The following is a 17,963-nucleotide window of genomic DNA, read 5'->3' as shown; positions in this document are numbered from 1 at the left end:
CTGCAGAGACTAGTAACTCGAGGGCAACTTTAGTAGCTCAAGTGCAACCCCGGTACCTCAAGTGCATCCTCAGTACCTCTAGTGCAATCCCAAGATCTCATACAACTTCAAAATTTTGCTCCAATTAAGAGTATTGGGGAACTACAGGGCGTTATTTGAGCAAAATCAGCCGTTATTCCCTTGTAGCGGAACTACAGGGTCTTATATGCGGCCAGACGGCTGTACATCGGCCGAAATCGGCAAAATAGAGGACCGTAGTTCCCTCTGAGCTGCGATCTCGCCATTTTCGGGCAAATAGAGGATTGTAGTTCCTCTTCATTCAAAAGAACTCATCCAAAAGTTGATAATAATGAACTTTAGCCTCATCTAATGTTGGCATGCCATAAGCATCCAGGAAAGTTTGCACATATTCATGACCAAAGTTATATCGGATACTGCGAATCGCCAAGGCTATATCCTGATATCGATCTGCCATCCCCGCCCTGCCCCAATCAATAAAACCGTGCACCCTTCCATCTTTGAGGATGATATTGGGTAAGCAGTAGTCGCCATGCGTAAAAACCAAATCCTCGGTCTCGGGCCTCAGGCGCAGAAGCTCCTGTGCTAAATCCTCAGCTTTTCGCCCTTGTCTCTGCGAATCAAAATCTTCTTCATCAACAAGCTGCTGTTCCACTCGTCTTGTAGCTTCAACGATCTTCGATTCCAGCGTTTGATCAAAAGGGCAGCCAACAACGGGGACTTCATGGACGCTTCTAAGTCCAATGGCTAATTGCTGCATTAATTGCGGCAGCATGCTTTCATAGTACTTGTCCGAGGCGTTGACTCCTTCAATCTCCGTCATTAGCAAGTATTCATTGGCATCGTCTTGTCCATAATATACGAGCTCTGGAACAGGCAGTTTACCTTGCAGCCAAACCAGCCTTTCCTTCTCGTGATGAAGACTTTCAACCGCCGTGCGGGACTGGATTTTTATGTATAAGTTGGAGGTGGCACCTGACAAGAAGTACGTTTGAGATTGAGATAAACCAAGGGTGATTCGTTGCCAGTTGTAACCGTTTGTCAATTTCGACAAGTCCTCTGGGAGCGCTATATTTTGCAAACTGAGATCCCCCACTTCTGATTTAGTTGATTTGAGAATGCAACAAAGTCATCTGTATCGATTTAATTAAAAGTGCATAATCAAAACTGTCAGGTGACGTTGTGTCTATTTCTATCATTGTACCACCAAGAGTTAGCGGTGTAAGGTCGCCCCGCGAGATTCTTGCTTTATTTTCCTCCTGTTCAATCCATTCCAAATCAGCATGAGCAGCATGGCGTTCTTTTGCCCCCATACGTGTAAGGAAGCGCTCAAGAAGCACTTTGCCCTCTGTTCTGCACAGGATTTGAATGGGCTCGAATCCGGAAGCACGCTGTAATTTTAAAAATTCAGCGCTTCTTAACTCAGGTCGGCCAAAAAATCCTTCAATCATCATGGATTGACCCGCTGATAACAAAGTGCTTGCAATGGCGTAAAGCATAGTAAAAGAGGCCGGTGCCATCAAAGGAGGGCAACCGTTGTTCTGGCAGTCTAACGCATCGTACAGGGTCTCATATATACCATCCCGCGAGAATAATGGGATACGCAGGTCTTGTTCAAGCCGCTTCGCTAAGGTTGTTTTTCCTGTACCAGGAAGTCCGTTAATGATGATGACGAAAGGTTTTGACATGAGCACGAGCTACACCTCCATAGATTAAAAAAGGGACCTAGCCAACGGGGCCAGGTCCAAAGTTTATATTAAAAAAGGGGGTCTTGTTTATTATAATACCCCACATATATTAGAGGACTGTAACAGAAATATTCCAATTGTGTTACAAAAAAATGGTTTTATGACGAATCGCCTTTTGATCATGCCAAATTTGTACATACTACAGAAGAAAATCCAGAGGAGAGGAGTTTGCCAGATAACCATGAAGATGAACGAGAACGTCCAAGAAGCCATCGTGGAACAAATCAAACAGCAGGCTGTTCCTCTTAACACGCCAGATGATCTAGATGTGCTTATCGAGGCCATCGGAGATAAGAAATATGTGCTGTTGGGCGAGGCAACACATGGCACATCCGAGTTTTATAAATTGCGCACGGAGTTAACTCGCAAGCTTGTACAAACGAAAGGGTTCTCCTTTATCGCCGTCGAAGGCGACTGGCCCTCCTGCTACGAGGTCAACCGTTATGTCAAACAGTATAAAGATGCAAAACCAAACATCCGTGAAGTGTTAGAAGGATTTAACCGTTGGCCGACTTGGATGTGGGCCAATGAGGAAGTAGGAGAACTTGTCGATTGGCTTGAGCGGCACAATGCAGATAAACCCGTGGATCAGCGCGTAGGCTTCTATGGTCTCGACGTTTATAGCTTGTGGGAGTCCTTCGAGGAAATCGAACGCTATTTGCTGGAAAAAGGCCTGCCTGAGCAGCTCGCGATCGCACGCTCGGCATTCGCCTGTTTTGACTCCTATGACAAGGAGGGGCAAAACTATGGCGCTTCCGCAGCTTTCTACGGAGAAAGCTGCAAAGACGAGGTCGTGAAGCTGCTGAAAGAGCTTCACGCGAAGCGCGTGCGGTACGACGAAGACAGCGAAGCGGCCCTTAGCGCGGAACTCAACGCGCTTGTTGCCGTGAACGCGGAGGACTACTACCGCACCATGGTCCGCCACGATGCGGATTCGTGGAACATCCGCGATCGACACATGACCGAGGCGCTGCGCCGCCTCGTACAGTATCATGGCCCAGACGCCAAAGTCATCGTCTGGGAGCATAACACGCACATCGGCGATGCGCGTGCAACGGATATGCAGGCCGACGGCATGGTCAACGTCGGCCAGCTCGTGCGCGAAGCGCACGGTGAAGCCGATGTGTTCGCCATCGGCTTCGGCACTTATCGCGGCACGGTCATAGCCGCGAAAGATTGGGGCGCGCCGGTGGCGGCGATGCACGTGCCCGCTGCCCAGCCGGGCAGCTGGGAGGAGCTCATGCACCGCGCCGGCGCGCACGATCAGATCCTCCTGCTGCGCAGGGAGGATCCTGTTCTCGGGCACGAGGTGCTGGGGCACCGTGCCATCGGGGTCGTGTACCGCCAAGCCTATGAACGCGGGAACTATGTTCCCTCGGTGATGGCGCGGCGGTACGACGCCTTCGTGCATGTGGATGAAAGCCGTGCGCTTCATCCGCTTACCATCGAAAAAGTGCTCGTGTGAATTCACACGAGCACTTTTTCTTGCTTTTACCACAAAAATCGCCCGATTATTGCCCAGGAAATTCTGATCTCGCCTCTTTGTATGGTAAAATATGTAGTTAATAACGTATTTCAACCTAGGAGTTTTATTATGATTCGTTCATTAGCGGTTACGACTGATTTTACCGTACATCACGATGTTCCTCTTCGCCAGCTCGATGACGCCAACATTAAGTGGTATTGGGTTGATTTTCACAATCCCAGTGAAGAAGAAGCGTTGGAGCTAAAAGACCATTTTTATTTTCACCCCTTGGCTATTGAAGACTGTTTTTATTTGCTGCAAAGACCGAAAATGGACCATTATGAAAATGTCCATTTCTTTGTCATGCATGCGATGAATGCGAAGACGCTGGATGCAGAAGAGGTGGATATGTTTCTGGGGAGCAACTTTATCGTCACCTTCCATCAGCATGACTCCAGAGAAATTGAGGATGCTTGGTGCCGTCTGTCCGAGCAAGAAAACCTGCGAAGCGAAGGCCATATTTACGCCGCCTATTTAGTGCTAGATAACTTAGTTGACCAGTATTTTCCCAGCGTTTATCAATTAGAGGATCAACTCAATGAGATTGAGAATAATGTGCATTCTGAGTCCATTGAGGTGCTCATGAATGATATTTTTGAAATTCGCTCCAAGTTGTTAAAAATACGCAGAACGATCGTGCCTATGCGCGATCTTCTATACAGGGTCATCAATACCGATCGGATTGAACAATTTCGCGAGCACATTGTATTTTTTACGGACATTCATGATCATTTGCTCAAGCTTTCAGAAATGATTGAATCCAACCGTGACATGACAGCCGATATGCGTGACAGCTACATCTCCTTGAATTCCAATCGCATGAATTCGATTATGAAAACATTGACGGTGATAACCACGATCTTCATGCCCTTGACATTCATTGCCGGCATATATGGAATGAATTTTGCGCACATGCCCGAATTAGAATGGCATTGGGGGTATTTTGCCATCCTCCTCATCATGTTCGGCATAGGGCTTGGCATGTTCGCCTGGTTCTGGAAAAAAGGCTGGTTTAAGTAGCTTATCTCATAAAAAGGAGTCAGAAAGTAAATGAGCAAAATACTTATTGTTGATGATGACGCGCACATTCGTGAGCTGATGAGCCTCTTTCTACAGAATGAAGGCTTCGACGTTATAGAAGCGGAGAACGGAGAGCAAGCAATCTCTTTACTGGAAAATACGGTCGTTGAGCTTGTCATTCTTGATATTATGATGCCGCTGGTGGATGGCTGGGATTTGTGCAAAGAGATCCGAAAGCGAGATCCTCATATCCTCCTTTTAATGGTGACGGCCAAGGGGGAATCGGCGCATAAAGTAAAGGGCTTCCAGCTAGGGACAGACGATTATTTGGCGAAGCCGTTCGATCCGGTGGAGCTCGTGCTGCGCATCAAAGCACTGTTGAAGCGATCCCGGATCTCATCCTCCAAGGTCATACAATTGGGTGAGGTTCTGCTAAATCTGGGTACCTACAAAGTCGTGCGTGGGAATGAGGAGCAAGCCCTTCCTCTAAAAGAGTTCGAGCTGCTGTTCAAGCTGGCCAGTTACCCGGGCCAAATTTTCACACGAGAGCAACTGATCACTCAAATTTGGGGGATGGACTACGAAGGCGATGACAGGACCGTCGATGTGCACATCAAGAGGCTGCGGCAGAGATTTGCCAGCGATATCAAACACTTTTACATTGAAACGGCGCGTGGTCTCGGATACAGACTTGTGGTTGTGGCAGGATGAAGAGCTTATATGTACGCATAGTGCTCACTTTTTTAGCTGCAATTGTAATCGGCTTAATCTCCTCTTTTATTATCGGAATTGCCATATTTCAAAAAGAGTTAAACGAGTTGGGACAAAACGACATGATCAAGGTAAGCGACAACATCGTTGAACTTTATAAACAAACTCAGCCTCAAGATCTGGATGCCTTCATGGAAAAAGCATCCCAGTTAACGGTGTACCCGATTCAACTATTTGCTGCCTCAGGCGAAAAGAAACTATATGGATCAGACAATAAAGAGCAGTTCATTGCTATTGATAAGGAACCCGTCCAACAGGTGCTGGAAGGCACACGATACCGATCGAAGGTTAAATCAGAGGGGGACTTGTATGTAGGGCTTCCGTTTGCGTTTGAAGGTAAGAACTATGCCCTCTTCTTGCAATCTTCCACCAAAAATGAAAAGGCAGTAATCCGGTTATTGATCACTATTCTGTTTCTTGTGCTTGTTATAGGAAGCTTATGTATTCTGATTGCCGCCCGATTCTTGGTGAGGCCCCTTAAGCTATTGACGAAAGCAACCAAAAGACTCGCTAAGGGCGATTTCGATGTGGAATTGAAGCTTAAGCGAAAAGACGAACTAGGGATCCTTGCCCGAAGTTTCAACGAGACAGCCCGTGAGCTGAAGCAGTTGGAGATGATGCGTCAGGACTTTGTCTCGAATGTTTCCCATGAGATACAATCGCCGTTAACTTCCATCTCGGGCTTTGCGAAGGCGCTAAAGCTCGACCATCTGGTAACAGCGGAGAAACGGGGACGGTATTTGGACATCATTCTGAAGGAAAGCGATAGACTGTCCCGACTTAGCGATAATCTACTCAAGCTTGCTTCTCTTGAATCCAAGCATCATCCCTTTGTAGCAAAAACGTTTAACCTTGATGAACAAATCCGACAGGTCGTTGTTTCCTGCGAGCCACTCTGGTCTGTCAAACATATTCGTATCGACCTGAAGCTGCCCATTGGCGCCAAAATCACGGCAGATGCCGATCAACTCAATCAAGTGTGGATTAACCTGCTTGGAAACAGCATCAAATTCACGCCTGACAATGGAACGATTCGTATCGAACTCCACGCTAACAACCATTCGTATACAGTTATCATTAAAGATTCAGGGATTGGGATTACGCCTGAGGAACTAAATCAAATCTTCGTGCGGTTTTACAAAACGGATAGATCGCGAAACAGTACGGGAAGTGGTCTAGGCCTCGCTATTGTGAAGCAAATTGTCTTACATCATCATGGAAACATTGAAGTAGAAAGCACAGTCGGACAAGGCACGAAATTCACCCTGCATATTCCGAGTTCTCCGCCAAACACGCTTTCAACAAAAGCCGGTACCTGATGGTGCCGGTATTTGTGGCGTTCACGCTCCGTTCATATTTCTTTTCTAATCTTTAAATGCAACGTAAAGACTTAGATGAAGGAGATGAAACATGAGCATGATTGGAGATTTTTTAGGTTCATTGAAGTGGTTCACAATTTATGAACTGCTGTTGTTTGCCATCATTTTAACTGTGTTAGTCTGGTATGCCATACCAATTCAAAAACATGTCACATGGTTTGATCTTTTGCCAAGCGCCGGTCTCCTTATCGCCATTGCTAGTGTACTAAATGGTGATACGACCCTGCTGGCATTAATATTCTACGCAGTTGCCGCGGTTCTTTTCTTATGTACGGTCAAGAAAGTATTTAGACCGGTTCGTCACATCCCTGTGCCCTTGCCCAAGTATAGAATTATAAGAGTCGCCCTGTGTCTACTCGGTATGCTCCCTCTTGTCTTTTCGTTGATACTGGCGGGTGAGTCACGTTACAATCCAGTGAGTCATTTCAGTCATATGAGCTATTCGCAAGCATTTGTTCAATTAAATGAGCGGCTATCCCGGGAGTACCCGTTTGGTGATTGGAAAAAGGTAGACTGGGCAGCAATGAAAAATAAGTATGAACCTCTATTTCTACAAGCAGAACAGCAAAAGAACAAAGATTTATACTATACAACGTTAAGATCGTATCTTTATTCTCTTCGAGACGGGCATGTCAAAATCGTGAATGAGAAATTGTACGATGATAATCACGTTTTTAAACAAGAAGTCGGTGGTGGTGTTGGTCTAAGTACGATTCAATTAGATCAGGGCAAGGTTGTGGTCAATTTGCTCTTAGTGGGCAGTCCCGCTGAAAAAAGCGGGATCCAGCTTGGGGCTGAGATCATTTCTTGGGATGGAAAAGAGGCACAAGAAGCTTACCATGCCACCTACTGGAGTGAAAACCCGATGGCTACGGATGGAGACCGGAACGATAATCAAGGAAGGTTTATGGTAAGAACGTCCATTGGGAAAGACGTCCAGGTGGCTTTTAAAAACAAAGGGGAGACTGAAATAAAAAAAGTAACTTTAACGGCTTATGACGACAATTACGAGACGCTAAAGAAAACAAGAGTGAAACCAAATAAAACGGATGCTCCAGTGGAAAGCGAAGTTCTAAGTAACGGATATGGCTATGTGAAGATCAGATATTTTCTCCCAAGCGCGACAATGCCTCATCCGGATAAAGTATTGGGAACCAAACTGAAAGAGTTTCAGGAAAAGCAAATAAATGGCCTCATCATTGATGTTCGTGACAATCCGGGGGGAAGTGATGACCTGGTTATTGCAATGGCAGGTTATTTTGTAAATAAGCCGAAACTTTATGAGTATGTGAGCTATTACAATCGAATGGCTGGCAAGTTTGAAATCAATGCTATTGAAACTCGTATAATCAAACCTGCAGAGCTTTACTATGGCGGTAAGTTAGCTATTCTGATCAATCAACGAACGGGAAGTTCCGGAGAAGGCTTACCTCTTGTGGTGAAGGGCTTGCCCCATGCTCGAATTGTTGGATTTACCTCTACAAATGGATCATTTGGGGTTGTTTCAAGCCCTATACAGGTTGAAATGCCGGAAGGCTATCTCTTGCAGCTGCCGGATGGCAGGTCGCTAAATCAAGATAAAATGATTCAAGGAGATAGTGACGACAAGGGGCAAGGCGGCGCCATTCCCGATATTGACATTCCCTTAAATGAACAGACTTTCGAGCAAAAATATATACAAGGACAAGATGTTGAGCTGAACTATGCGATTCAAGCTATGGAGAACATGCAGTAAAGCTATCCGGCATACCAGAACAGACCGTACTCCGTCATTACAGAGGCGTGCCCCATTTGGCGCAGCATCGCTGTAATATTTCCGCGGTGATAGGTGCCATGATTGACCACTTGAAGAAGCATTTCCGCACGGCTGGTTTCCCGCACCCCTGCATAAGGATTATCCAGCACAATCGTTTCCTCCAAAGACGCATGCTCATCCAAAAAAGCTTTGAACCTCTCCGATAATTGAACATACATCGTTTCAAGCTCCTCCATGCTCTTGGACTCCGCATCAGCCGTCAACTGAACCGAATCCGCCATGGCTTCGTTCATGCTTTTACCTTGCATCATGTCTAACCAACCGGCATCCACAACATAGATGTGTGCGATAACCTTCGACACCGTAGGAAAAACACTTTGTATCTCACGTGTGTACACATCTTTTCCTAACTTTTTCAAGTGGGTCAGCATCGTTTGATTCGCCCATACATGGAAATCATACATGTTCCGTATCTGCTGCGTCATAAGTATCTCTCCTTTAGCTCAAGGCCATTTCTCATTGTTATCATAATCATACAGGAGGATCCCTGACAGCATACTGTCAGTTATTATTTCAGAAAATTGTTTTATTTTTCCTGTTTTTAATTTTCGTGATAGACTAGAAAGTATCCTGCTTTCATGTTTCATATAGCCAGGCTGCGAATAAAAAACATAGGATGAATAAGGGACGGTGATGGCAAATGTCCGGGATTAAACCCAACATGGATACCCGATCAGCAGAAGCTTTCTTGCAGCAGTTTTTGAACAAACCCGTGACCGATGTCCGGCCGATTGAGCAAGGCGAAGTGAGCAAAGTGTTCAGCTACTCTCAAGACGATGAGGAATTTATCATTCATTTTAACAGTGGCCGTGAAGGGTTTGTCAGAGAGCGTTATGTGCATGAAACATTTTCACCCCAGGGTCTGCCGGTTCCTCGAGTTCTGGAGATTGGCCGTGCGAACGAAGAGCTATGCTTTTCCATTGCCGAAAAGGTACCGGGACGTACCGTCATCTCCTATCCGGAAGCTGAGATCAAGCGGATTCTTCCCGATCTCCTCCACCATTTTAAAAATATGAATGAAGTCCAGCTTGGTGAAACCAAAGGGTATGGCTGGATTCAACCTTCGGGAGACGGCACTCACGAGAGTTGGCCTGATTTCCTGGCTTCCTTCTTTCGGGAGGAGCAGACGGGCTTTTGGCATAACTGGTATACGCTATTTACGGACACTTTCTTGGAAAAGGATGTTTTTCAACGCTTATATGACATCATGATGGAGTTGTCGACCTATTCACCGCAGCAGCGATATCTCGTACACGGTGATTTCCATCTGGGGAATATGCTGACGGATGGGCATCGCGTTACGGGAATCGTCGATTGGGAGATGGCCTTCTATGGCGACTTCGTGTTCGACTTGGCGACGCAACATCTATGGACGCCACAGCTGCAAATTCCAGAAATGGTGCGCAGCGCTTGGGCCAGTGAGGAGCGAGACATCCCGCATTTCGAGGAGCGGTTGAAGTGTGCGCTGCTTTTCAAAGGTGTAGACGGCCTCCGATTTTATGCTAAAAAAGGCGACCGGAACGCTTACGAGAGTGTGAAGGCGGAACTTTTGCGGTTGGTGGATTGAGGAACAAAAGAGCTAAGCGATATGAAATTCGCTTAGCTCTTTTGTTATGGCATCCTTACAACGATCACAAACCCACTCTAATAATCGACAACTCTTTAGACTTCACAGTCCCTCGAATTAGGTCATATCCCTCCAGCTGCTTCACTTGCACCGGAAGATCATCCCACAACTCTGTAACACTCATGATTCCCAAGCTTGCGCTTTTCAACAAATCCCCACGAATCTCATTATCGGTATCATTATAAATCGTATAAATAATGCTCGTTCCATCATCGGACGGGAAGGCATTGCAATATAATCCACTCTGTAGCATCGGATACAACGGAACAGGACTTGAGCTCTGGTAGTTCGCCTTATGCTCCCGCCAGATGTGCTTCCACTTCTTTATTGCTGCCTGCTGCAGTTTGTTATAAGGCAGCCAACTGCCGAAAACATCCTGCCAGACCAGTATGCCAGTACCATTAAAAATAGCCCGTTTGATGAGCAAATCCTTGCGAATGCCTACATGCCAACGCGAAATAATCGGCGAGAAATGCTCGGTCATCACATAGCGGAAGATATCGGTTTCCGGCATCGATTCTTTATTTTTAAACTGGTTCCACGAACCCGTAATGATTTCAATTTGATGTTTCTTTTTCGGACGCCCTTCGGAACAGAACACGAAGTCAGGTTTGATTTCATGAACAGCATCACGGAAACTGTCGGGAACACTGTCCATGGTGTCTAGGAATACACCGTCAATATTCGTTTCTCTCACGATCTCCACAATACTCAGGGTGGACTGTTTCACCGACTCGTCAAAGCCAATATCCCAGGGTTTAAAAGGTAAAAATACTTTTACACCGCGCTGGTGGAATTGCTCAACCGTTTTAATCAATCCCGGCATGCCTCCAGGAAATTGCCCGAAAAAGTCCCACTGATTTCTGCTGTCTACACCAAGGCGCGGATATTGATGCCATAACAGCACGGAATCGTAGCCTCCGAATGCTTCACCTTGCTGAAGTAAACGTTCCACATCGATCTGATTCTTCTCAAAATCATACACTTCTTTGCTGAAGATGTACGTAAAATGCTGCAGGAACATATCTTTATACCATTTCAATTCCGGCCGCTCATACTCTTTATAAGATATCGGCTTACGAGCATTCTGCCTCCAACTAGTGAAGAACTCCACCCACCCGCGCTCGATCGCCGAGAACTTGATTTCCATCACATCCGCTGGCACCGGATCAGGACGGAGCAACAACCAATGATGTTTCAACTCCGTAAGAGAGGTAATTTGTTTTAACTCCATGTTGCGGTTTTGCACCCAAATAAACCAATATTCGTTCAAATTGGGGAACTCCAAGCTGAAACCATGCTGCTGGTTGGGATGGAAAATCCCGAGTGGCATCGTAAACTCAACGTGCATCTGCATAATGCTGCTGCCATCTCGTTTCGCTTGCGGATTAGACGGAAAATAGTAATGATTCGCCTGTTCTTCGTCCCATCTAAAGTTCGCCAGGAATGGCATGTGTAAATAAACTTCCTTCGGCCCCATTTCATCCCATTTAGCGCCAAGCTGAATCAGGTATCGAATCGATTGATCCTCCAGATGATGAAGGAAAATGACTTTGGCCATCAATTCATCCTGCCCACATTGAATCGATAGTGAAACGGATACCAGTTCTTCCGTTTGATCACCGCCCGACTCCATTCCCGTAATGAGCCACTGGCTGCAAGGAAGCAGGTGCCCCCCTTCAAGCTCCATCGTGAACAGCTCAGCTTCTTCAGCCGTCAGTTCAGCGCGCTGCGAGATGGCACGATGAAACACCTGATGCAAAGAGAGATGACCGTTATGCTTGACGGCAAACCCCATCTTCTCATTTTTAATCGTCGTGATGTGAGTGGCTTTATCGCTCAAAATCATCGTGTCACCTCGTAAACGCAGCGGAAACCAACGGTTTCACAGCGGTTTAACCCTTCATTCAGCAGTTGGAATTTCAGATGATAATCTGTCGGATGTGGGCCGCCCTCCGCATGCCATGTATGTGGCGCTTTATAGTAAGATCCTCCCCGCAAAAAGGTGAATTTGTGCTGTTCATCGTTTACGGTATCATCCATCCATTCCCAGGTATTACCAGATAGGTCAACACAACCATAAGGGCTACTGTTGGAGGAAAAAGCATCAACCGGCATTGTATCCGAACCGGAAGAATGGCACTTGTCGGCGTTAAAATGATCGCCCCACGGCCACTTTAATTTCTGGCTGCCTCCAGCCGCGAGCTGCCATTCCGTCTCTCTCGGAAGCCTTCCGCCCTTCCATTTGGCATATGCTCTTGCATCCTCTTGACTGACCCAGATGACCGGATGATTCTCTTTACCCTGAGGGATGCCGTTTTCTTGCCAATGCTTGATGAAATTGTGACTGTCTTCAGGATAATAGCCGCTTTCGTCCAGAAACAGTTTGTACTGCTCATTCGTAACAGGGTATTTGTCTATATAGAAAGCCTCTACCGTAACCAGAAAAGGCCCGTGATCACACTGGCAATCCCCTTCCATTATGCGATGTTGAACACGATAAAAGTACGATGTTTCCGGAATGAACAATCGATTGTCATCTCCAGTATGAAATTCCATTGCTTTCACCTCTCTATTCATGGGTAAAAAGTGGGGCTTGCGCCCCACTTGCCGTCTGTTGTTTATTTAATCGTTTTGTTAGCGTATTCTGTCATTTCTTTACCGCCTGCTGCGTTCCACTCTTGAACAAACTTATCGAAATCCGCCGCGCTTTTCTTACCGGTTACGAGATCTGCCGCAAACTCTTTGTACTTGGCAGAGGCAGCATCCCACTTGGCAGCGAGTTCAGCAGGAATCACAAAGCTGTTGTCTTTGGTCGACATGGAAGCGAACATTTGTAGAGATTTACTTGCCGGCTCAGAGAAATATGGTGTTGCTGGATCAAACTCTTTATCCGGTTTGAAGTTCACTGTCGACTCTACAAAGTGCGGGAACCAAGACGCAAATTTATCTGTTAATTTGATTTTGTTATTGACGATTTGGTATTCGTCGCCTTCAACGCCTAACTTATCCAGCATCTGACCTTTTTGGCCGGCCATATATTCCAGCACAGCAAAGGCCATTTCTTTATTCTTAGATGTCTTAGCGATGGCAAAACCGCGGCTTTCTTTACTGATATCAACCGGGGTATATCCTTGTGCTTTCCCTTTCGCCGGCGGCAATGTCATGACTTTGGCGGCCGCTCCATTTTGACTAGTCGACTTGTTATTATAGATGTCGATTACCTTGCCTTGCGTACCTGCCATGATAGCAGCTTGCCCATCATAGAAGGCTTTCTCTTTCGTGTCCCACTTCTTGGTCAGGAACTCAGGATCCAGCAAGCCGTCTTTGTACAATTTTGCGTAAAATAGGAGCTTATCTTTTTCAAACTGAGTTGTTTTACCATAAGTATATTTACCGTCGTCCCCTTTGATCCATGTGGATGTCAGGCCGAAGGATTGACCGAACATGACGTCAAGCTCATCGAGTGTGCCGGCCACCGTGTAGGCGTATTTAGCACCGCTTTTCTCCTTCAAGTCCTTGAAGAAGGTATAATAGTTGTCGCTTGTCGGATTGGCAAGCAGGTCTTTGCCCGATGCGGTTTTATCAAACCAATCCTGGCGAACCACAGGTACAGCGCTATTCGGAGGCGACAGCCATAGCAGATATGGATAGTTCTTCATTCTTTCTTGGTTATAAACGTTCATCGATGCCTTCACGTTCGTCGACTTATCGATAAAAGGCGTCAAATCTTCCAGAATTTTTTGCGTTACAGCAAACTGGTAATCGCCGCCTTGGAAGTAAATAAGGTCAGGAATATTACCGCTTTGCAGCAGCAGGCCAAGCTTCTCCGAGTAGGTCCCGCTTTGAACAGGGACCACTTTCAGCTTAATGTTTTTACCTTCCGCTTTCATTCCTTCTTCGATGCCTTTCACCAGCTTCTGAACGCCGGGGTCATCTCCCATTAAATCTTTCGCTACGATGGAGAGAGTGACCGGTTCTTTACTCGCCTCCCCTGAGGTTGTTGCTGCTGGAGCGGACGTCGGAGCTGATGTGTTGCTAGAAGACTTACTGCCGCCGCTGGAACATGCGGTTGTTACAACCATTAAAGCCGAGACCACCATGAGAAGTGCCTTTTTCATTCTATTTCCTCCCTTTTATTCTTTCTATTATTCTTTGAAGCCGTCTTCCATACTTCATTCGTATCGTAGTCGTGCCTGCCTGTAGAAGAATGGGATACGGAACGAGAATCGCCATTAATGTTCCTGTAGCCGCTTACAATTTAGTTAAAGCGATTACATGAATGATTTGGGTAATTGGATGATCCAATTAGTCAAGACGGATAACCTTCATCCGTTTTTGGCTATTTCATTTGAATATTTTGTTTGACCTGCTTCAAGTGGTACAGCAGCGTTTCTTTGGCCTTATGCGGATCTCTCTCTTTTATAGCCTGGAAAATGTTAAAATGCTCCTTATACACTTCGTTTCTGCGACCGGGTATCTCAACCGTCTTCGTAGCCGTTCGTTTCAACAAATCCATGTTAAGATCGATAAGATTTACCAGCACCACATTATGTGTAGCCTTAGCTATGGATAGATGGAAAGCTTGATCTGGAGAAACGGGATCATCCGATTCCGTGTCAATGGTCCCCCATTTTTCGAGAGCGCTTTCAATTTCTAGAATATCCTGTTCGGATGCTCTCAAGGCTGCCAATTCCACGATACCAGTTTCAAAAATTTCTCTAGCCTCCAGCAGCTCAATAATCGTAGCTCTCTCAATATTATCGAGGATTCTCGTTTTATCTTCCGCTTTGCTGAGGTTCTTGTTAAGAAAACGGCCGCCGCCGGGACGAGTTTCAATCAGCCCTTCTCGTTCCAGAATTCGGAACGCTTCACGCAAAGTTCCGCGGCTGATCCCAAACGCTTGGGCAAGCTCTCTTTCCGTAGGCAAAACGTCTCCAGGCGCAAGATTGCCTTCAAGAATCAGTTTTTCAATCTGCTCAATAACATCCTCATACACTCTGTGGTACTTGATTTTCTTTATTGTCATGATGAGTACCTTCCGTCTGGCAATATGCTGAGAATTGGATCATCCAATTACCCACACTTTTATAGTAGTAAGTAGCTCAGATTGTGTCAACAGTTATTTTGACAATTTAGGGCGCAGCCATGCGCCTTGGAGTGCCCGTCGTCATATAAAGAGACTACGGATTTTCTCCGTAGTCCTGTTAAGCACTTCTATCAATCCTTTAACCCGGCTTAGTTTACGTAGAAGCAATAACTACCGCTATTCCGCGCTGCACCTTGGCAGGGAACGAAATAACGGTAGAATCTACATCTATATCGAGGTAACTGAACGAAATTTGCTAGATTCGGTGATTTTAGCGGTACAATTTCCAGTTATTTACTCGATATTGGCAAAATCACAGAAAATAGCAGGAGCAATCGGCGTTAATGGTAACCCGCCATCTTAAACAAAACGAACCGAGCCAAGAGCCGGCCTACAACCGCTGCTTGCGTTCACCTGCTCTGGGACAAAGCACACGGAGATCTTGTGCATTTTATCCCAAGATGAGAGCCCTTTGCCGCCTGCACTGTCAAACGACTGCCTTGCCAGTCGTACGTCTGTCCAGCCGAGCACTCCCTTTACCTCGCTCACCCAAACAATCTGACCCGCTTGATCTGGACGATGTAAAACCGAAATCTCCCACACGCCCGGAACATCCGTGTACAGCCTGAGCTGCAGCTGCAAATGGTCTTTGTCCGCTTGCATCATCGGATCGACCAGCTTATGCGTAACCAGGGCAAACTTCATGCCCGGTTCGTCCAAGGCAAGCGCCTTGCCGCCCTCCGGATCATCCACAAATACGTAGCGGAAATCAGGATCGAATGGCTCCGTCCGCTGCTCCGGACAATGCCATCCGTCCAGCCCGCTAGTGAAATCAGCCAGCTCCAGCGTTAAAGGCATAGCAGATGCAACAGCTCCCAGATAAATGGGAGAGAATCGCAGAGGGAAGCTGCTCGTTTTTACCCCATCTGCATAAATGGCATCCACATAAACGAAACCGCTTATTGCAGGATCAATAACCGGTATTTCCACGCTAAAGCCGCTGTCTGGCGAACAATCGATTTCCTTCACATGCCAGTATCTGCCCGGCGGAAGCACTTCGCTCCAGTCATACCAAGACCAGCAAAAGCGGAGCTTTTGAGGAAGCGCGGACAACTTGTCAGCGCTAAATACGGCGCTCACCCGCAAGGTTCCCTCGTGAACCGAAACTGCAGCCGCCGGGGCTTGCGGCCAATGCCTATCACCCTTGACCAGGGCATCCATCCAGCAATCCAACGTGGCGCCTGCCCAGCCATCCAGATGATGGTTCTGATTGGCTGCAAAAAATAACCCGCGCTTCGCCTTCGGGAGGTGGGCAGCTCCTTCACAGATCGCGTCCATCCAGCCCCAATAGTCATTCGTAGCTGACATGATCAGCATTGGCGACTGCTCCCGCTCGGCTAGCCTCCAACCGCTAAGCAGCTTCTCCCATTCGTAGGTGTCCTCCAACGTATGCGGCCTTCGAACGTTGCGGTTCAGCCGTCCCGGCGACATATGCTTGCCACAGCCATAAATAGGAGCCGCCGCCTGCAAACGGTTATCCCAGGCGTTAAGCAGTCTCGTTACCGTGCCTCCTCGGGAAATACCGAACGCCCCCATCCGGCCTGCGTCCACTTCTGGCAGCCCAGCCAACCACGTGACCATTTTCTTCGCATGAATAAGGCGCGTGAACATGACCGATTGCAGCGGGTCAAACTCTTCTTCCATGTCTTTCGTAGGCATGTCCGCCAAATCGGAGTAATGCGCTTGCCCGGAGAGTTCCTCTTTCCAGTCGTAACTAAGCGCGACATACCCTTTGCTCGTCCAATGCCGGACATGCTCCAAATTCGCCGTCTGCGAACCTCCCCCGTGGATGTGCAGCATAGCAGGAAAAGGCGTTTCCCCATAAGGAACGCCTATCCAGAAATACGTTTTCACCCACTGGCCAGGAATTAGTTCGGTCTCTAGATACACAGCAGCATAGTCACCATGCTCATCTGACCTATTTTCCACCGTACTGATACGGTGTTCACCTAAGTGCTCGGCAGTTTTCAACAACTCATGAAAACGGATCTCCCCTGTGCTCATCATAGACCTGCAAGCTCCGATAAATACGGGATCGAATTCTGTGCGCCCCTCCGGGTAACCGAAATGGAAGACGCATGCTGCGCAATGTTTACCGCTTCATCGAGGGATTTACCTGAAGTAATCATAGCTGCAAGCGTCCCTGAGAACGTGTCTCCAGCAGCCGTTGTATCTATGGCCTTCACTTTACGGCCTTCCATGTAAACATTCTCGGTGCCGTTATAGTACACAATGCCTTTCTCGCCAAGTGTAATCAACGGGAAGCGAATGCCCTTGCCGCGTAAAATATCCAGCGCCGCAAAAGCATCTTCCGTGGTTTTCACTTCCACATTCGTGTACAACCGGCATTCGATCTCGTTCGGTGTGAAATAATCCACACCATCCAAAATCTCATCATCGAGTGGAACGGCAGGCGCCGGATTCAAGAAAATCGGCACCTTGCCTTTCACAAGTCGAATGGCTTCATAGACGGCTTCCAATGGAATTTCCAGCTGCAGCATGACCGCTGAAGCTGCGAGCAACTGATCTTTGTAGCTTTCAATATAGTCAGGTTTAACTAGGTTATTGGCGCCGCCGTCAAGAATGATCGCATTATTCCCATCGCAAACCGTAATCGCGGCTACACCTGTTGTAACTTCAGGTTCAATTCCTACATAATCAGTTTTTACACCGAACCCTTTGAGGCTGCCGATCAACGATTGCCCAAAAATATCGTCGCCAACTTTCGCCATAAACCAGGTATCAGCGCCCATTTTTGCGCAAGCAACTGCCTGATTGGCCCCTTTGCCTCCGGCGGATAGCATAAATCCATCGCCCCGCATTGTTTCGCCCATTTCTGGAATACGGCTAGTCTGCATGACCATATCCATATTTGCACTGCCAATTACGATTATTTTCATAACGTTCCCC

The 17,963-nt window shown here is 47.0% G+C and carries 15 protein-coding genes; 6 read left to right on the top strand and 9 right to left on the bottom strand.

Annotated features, from left to right (window positions below):
* Positions 1-319: 319 nt before the first annotated feature.
* Positions 320-1,099 (bottom strand): APH(3') family aminoglycoside O-phosphotransferase, encoded by a 780-nt coding sequence (locus RQP52_RS22900; protein WP_315953990.1) that lies wholly within the window; start codon positions 1,097-1,099, stop codon positions 320-322.
* A 22-nt stretch (positions 1,100-1,121) separates the two neighbouring features.
* Positions 1,122-1,706, bottom strand: a complete 585-nt coding sequence (locus tag RQP52_RS22895) for an AAA family ATPase (RefSeq protein ID WP_315953989.1) — start codon at positions 1,704-1,706, stop codon at positions 1,122-1,124.
* 241 nt (positions 1,707-1,947) lie between these two features.
* Here RQP52_RS22895 and RQP52_RS22890 point away from each other — a divergent pair, with 241 nt between their 5' ends.
* The 5 genes from RQP52_RS22890 to RQP52_RS22870 all read left to right on the top strand — a co-directional run bounded on the left by RQP52_RS22890 (position 1,948) and on the right by RQP52_RS22870 (position 8,196).
* Complete coding sequence (locus RQP52_RS22890) at positions 1,948-3,231, top strand: erythromycin esterase family protein (RefSeq protein WP_315953988.1); 1,284 nt, start codon at positions 1,948-1,950, stop codon at positions 3,229-3,231.
* Between the two features lie 129 nt (positions 3,232-3,360).
* Positions 3,361-4,311 (top strand): magnesium/cobalt transporter CorA, encoded by a 951-nt coding sequence (gene corA, locus RQP52_RS22885; RefSeq protein WP_315953987.1) that lies wholly within the window; start codon positions 3,361-3,363, stop codon positions 4,309-4,311.
* Positions 4,312-4,341: 30 nt separating this feature from the next.
* On the top strand, positions 4,342-5,022 hold the full coding sequence (locus RQP52_RS22880) for a response regulator transcription factor (protein ID WP_315953986.1): 681 nt from the start codon (positions 4,342-4,344) through the stop codon (positions 5,020-5,022).
* Positions 5,019-6,401 (top strand): sensor histidine kinase, encoded by a 1,383-nt coding sequence (locus RQP52_RS22875; RefSeq protein WP_315953985.1) that lies wholly within the window; start codon positions 5,019-5,021, stop codon positions 6,399-6,401. Before RQP52_RS22880 ends, RQP52_RS22875 begins: the two co-directional genes overlap by 4 nt.
* A 91-nt stretch (positions 6,402-6,492) precedes the next feature.
* Positions 6,493-8,196 (top strand): S41 family peptidase, encoded by a 1,704-nt coding sequence (locus RQP52_RS22870; protein WP_315953984.1) that lies wholly within the window; start codon positions 6,493-6,495, stop codon positions 8,194-8,196.
* Positions 8,197-8,198: 2 nt separating this feature from the next.
* Here the strand turns inward: RQP52_RS22870 and RQP52_RS22865 are convergent, their stop codons facing one another.
* Positions 8,199-8,702 (bottom strand): DinB family protein, encoded by a 504-nt coding sequence (locus RQP52_RS22865; RefSeq protein WP_315953983.1) that lies wholly within the window; start codon positions 8,700-8,702, stop codon positions 8,199-8,201.
* Between the two features lie 215 nt (positions 8,703-8,917).
* On the opposite strand from RQP52_RS22865, the gene RQP52_RS22860 reads away from it, so the two are divergent.
* A complete protein-coding gene (locus RQP52_RS22860; protein WP_315953982.1) occupies positions 8,918-9,844 on the top strand; it encodes a phosphotransferase family protein in 927 nt (308 codons plus the stop codon).
* 64 nt (positions 9,845-9,908) lie between these two features.
* Here RQP52_RS22860 and RQP52_RS22855 read toward each other — a convergent pair whose 3' ends face one another.
* The 6 genes from RQP52_RS22855 to rbsK all read right to left on the bottom strand — a co-directional run bounded on the left by RQP52_RS22855 (position 9,909) and on the right by rbsK (position 17,953).
* A complete protein-coding gene (locus RQP52_RS22855; RefSeq protein WP_315953981.1) occupies positions 9,909-11,753 on the bottom strand; it encodes a hypothetical protein in 1,845 nt (614 codons plus the stop codon).
* A complete protein-coding gene (locus RQP52_RS22850; protein WP_315953980.1) occupies positions 11,750-12,463 on the bottom strand; it encodes a formylglycine-generating enzyme family protein in 714 nt (237 codons plus the stop codon). The genes RQP52_RS22855 and RQP52_RS22850 overlap by 4 nt, the downstream gene beginning before the upstream one ends.
* Positions 12,464-12,525: 62 nt before the next feature.
* Complete coding sequence (locus RQP52_RS22845) at positions 12,526-14,025, bottom strand: extracellular solute-binding protein (protein WP_315953979.1); 1,500 nt, start codon at positions 14,023-14,025, stop codon at positions 12,526-12,528.
* 221 nt (positions 14,026-14,246) lie between these two features.
* On the bottom strand, positions 14,247-14,933 hold the full coding sequence (locus RQP52_RS22840; RefSeq protein ID WP_315953978.1) for a FadR/GntR family transcriptional regulator: 687 nt from the start codon (positions 14,931-14,933) through the stop codon (positions 14,247-14,249).
* A gap of 420 nt (positions 14,934-15,353) precedes the next feature.
* Entirely contained in the window at positions 15,354-17,060 is a 1,707-nt protein-coding gene (locus RQP52_RS22835) for a dienelactone hydrolase family protein (protein WP_315953977.1), read from the bottom strand.
* Positions 17,057-17,953: a ribokinase gene (gene rbsK, locus RQP52_RS22830; RefSeq protein WP_315953976.1), complete on the bottom strand. Its 897-nt coding sequence runs from the start codon at positions 17,951-17,953 to the stop codon at positions 17,057-17,059. Before rbsK ends, RQP52_RS22835 begins: the two co-directional genes overlap by 4 nt.
* Positions 17,954-17,963: the final 10 nt, after the last annotated feature.

The sequence above is a fragment of the Paenibacillus violae genome (assembly GCF_032461945.1).
In the GTDB taxonomy this organism is placed as follows: domain Bacteria; phylum Bacillota; class Bacilli; order Paenibacillales; family NBRC-103111; genus Paenibacillus_E; species Paenibacillus_E violae.
The sequence above is the reverse complement of the archived record's forward strand: the minus strand, read 5'-3'. Positions and strand labels throughout refer to the sequence as shown.

Excerpts from the sequence above, each read along its gene's own strand:
- RQP52_RS22895 (WP_315953989.1), bottom strand. The coding sequence starts at position 1,706 with ATGTCAAAACCTTTCGTCATCATCATTAACGGACTTCCTGGTACAGGA.
- RQP52_RS22890 (WP_315953988.1), top strand. The coding sequence starts at position 1,948 with ATGAAGATGAACGAGAACGTCCAAGAAGCCATCGTGGAACAAATCAAA.
- corA (WP_315953987.1), top strand. The coding sequence starts at position 3,361 with ATGATTCGTTCATTAGCGGTTACGACTGATTTTACCGTACATCACGAT.
- RQP52_RS22880 (WP_315953986.1), top strand. The coding sequence starts at position 4,342 with ATGAGCAAAATACTTATTGTTGATGATGACGCGCACATTCGTGAGCTG.
- RQP52_RS22875 (WP_315953985.1), top strand. The coding sequence starts at position 5,019 with ATGAAGAGCTTATATGTACGCATAGTGCTCACTTTTTTAGCTGCAATT.
- RQP52_RS22870 (WP_315953984.1), top strand. The coding sequence starts at position 6,493 with ATGAGCATGATTGGAGATTTTTTAGGTTCATTGAAGTGGTTCACAATT.
- RQP52_RS22865 (WP_315953983.1), bottom strand. The coding sequence starts at position 8,702 with ATGACGCAGCAGATACGGAACATGTATGATTTCCATGTATGGGCGAAT.
- RQP52_RS22860 (WP_315953982.1), top strand. The coding sequence starts at position 8,918 with ATGTCCGGGATTAAACCCAACATGGATACCCGATCAGCAGAAGCTTTC.
- RQP52_RS22855 (WP_315953981.1), bottom strand. The coding sequence starts at position 11,753 with ATGATTTTGAGCGATAAAGCCACTCACATCACGACGATTAAAAATGAG.
- RQP52_RS22850 (WP_315953980.1), bottom strand. The coding sequence starts at position 12,463 with ATGGAATTTCATACTGGAGATGACAATCGATTGTTCATTCCGGAAACA.
- RQP52_RS22845 (WP_315953979.1), bottom strand. The coding sequence starts at position 14,025 with ATGAAAAAGGCACTTCTCATGGTGGTCTCGGCTTTAATGGTTGTAACA.
- RQP52_RS22840 (WP_315953978.1), bottom strand. The coding sequence starts at position 14,933 with ATGACAATAAAGAAAATCAAGTACCACAGAGTGTATGAGGATGTTATT.
- RQP52_RS22835 (WP_315953977.1), bottom strand. The coding sequence starts at position 17,060 with ATGATGAGCACAGGGGAGATCCGTTTTCATGAGTTGTTGAAAACTGCC.
- rbsK (WP_315953976.1), bottom strand. The coding sequence starts at position 17,953 with ATGAAAATAATCGTAATTGGCAGTGCAAATATGGATATGGTCATGCAG.